This is a genomic window from Bradyrhizobium sp. CCBAU 51745, from assembly GCF_028128715.1.
GTDB lineage: Bacteria > Pseudomonadota > Alphaproteobacteria > Rhizobiales > Xanthobacteraceae > Bradyrhizobium > Bradyrhizobium manausense.
In genome coordinates this window covers 1-1,492 of record NZ_LBJP01000038.1, presented here as the reverse complement: position 1 = coordinate 1,492, position 1,492 = coordinate 1, and the positions used below count along the sequence as shown (strand labels likewise).

Sequence of the window (1,492 nt, the reverse complement as noted above, 5' to 3'; positions counted from 1 at the left end):
TCTTCCTTGCCGTCCTCGGGCAGGCGCAGCACCTCGCCGATCTGGTCGATCAAGAGGCCATAGGATTCGCCGCGCAGATCGACGCCGACCGCCATCGGGGTCTTGCCGTCCTCGTCCCTCGGCAGGCCGAGACGGGCGCGCATGTCGACCACGGTGACGATGCGGCCGCGCAGGTTCAGCACGCCCGAGATCTCGCGCGAGGACAAGGGAACGCGGGTGACGCGCTCGGGCATGAACACGTCCTGGACGCGGGAGATCGGCAGGCCGAACAGCTGGCCGCCGATCATCGCGGTGACGTATTCGACCATGGCGCCTTCGCCAATTTGCGTCTTCTTGCTCATTTCAATGTCTCCTGGTCCCTGCCCTTATGCCGCGGCCCGGCTCAGCTCGGAGGCGCCGGCGGCGCCCGCGGTCTGCTCCTTCAGCGCCGCGATCAGGCCGGGACGGTCGAACTTGGCGACATAGTCGTGGAAGCCGGCCTGACGGCCGCGCTCGATCGCGGCCGGCGACACCAGGGCGGACAGGCCGATGATCGGCATCGAGCCCAGATTGCTGTCGGAGCGGATCACTTCGGCGAACTCGAACCCGTTCATGTCGGGCATCTCGATGTCGGTCAGGACCACGTCGAAGCTCTGCGCACGCAGGGCAGCCAGGCCCTCCTGCGCGGTCGGCGCGGTGCGGACGCGGTAGCCGGCGGCCTTCAGCACCGGGGCCAGCATGTTGCGGAAGAAGGCACTGTCGTCGACCAGCAGCACCGACTGCGAATGCATCGACGGCTTCATCTCCTTGCGGGTGAACCAGTCGGCGAACGCCATGGGCAGGAAATGGCCGACGTCGATCACCTCGGTGGCCTGGCCCTTGATCACGGCCGAGCCGAGGATGCCGGAAGCCGAGCCGCCGACCTCGATGTTGAGGCGCTCCTCGACGATGTCGATGATCTCGTCGACGACGAGGCCCATGGAGCGGCCGTCATCGGCGAACACCAGGATCGGCTGGGCGCCCTGGGACGCGATGGTGACGCCGTCCATGGAGACGAGCGGCATCAGCTGCTCGCGGTACTGCACCATGTAGCGGCCGTTACTGAACTCGATCTTGTCGGCCGGGAGCTCTTCCAGGCGGGTGACGAGCCCGAGCGGGACCGCCTTGGGCTGCGACGAGCCGGCGCGGAACACGAGCAGCGAGGTGGTCTGCTCGCCCGAGCCGATGTGATGGGCGCTGTTGTCGTCGGCCATGTCATGGGCCGAGGAGCCGGCGGCGCCGAGCGCCTTGGCAATGCCGTTGGGGTCGATGATCATGATGACGGCGCCATCGCCCAAAATGGTGTTGCCGGAGAACATGTCGATGTGACGCAGCTTGGTCGACATCGGCTTGACCACGATTTCCTCGGTGTGGAACACGCCGTCGACGACGATGCCGAAGGTCTGGCTGCCGACTTGCGTGACCACGATGAAGCCGTTCTCGGGATCGCTGGCCGCGCCGTCGTCGATCTTCA

2 protein-coding genes are annotated in these 1,492 nt (G+C 66.7%); both read right to left on the bottom strand.

All coding sequences use genetic code 11. The annotated features are described in order from the left end of the window. Nucleotides 1-341, bottom strand: a 341-nt coding sequence (locus XH98_RS12975; protein ID WP_271618818.1) for a chemotaxis protein CheW, incomplete at its 3' end; no start/stop codon positions are given. Nucleotides 342-365: 24 nt separating this feature from the next. After that, nucleotides 366-1,492: response regulator (locus tag XH98_RS12970; RefSeq protein ID WP_271618817.1), on the bottom strand; the 1,127-nt coding region annotated here is incomplete at its 5' end.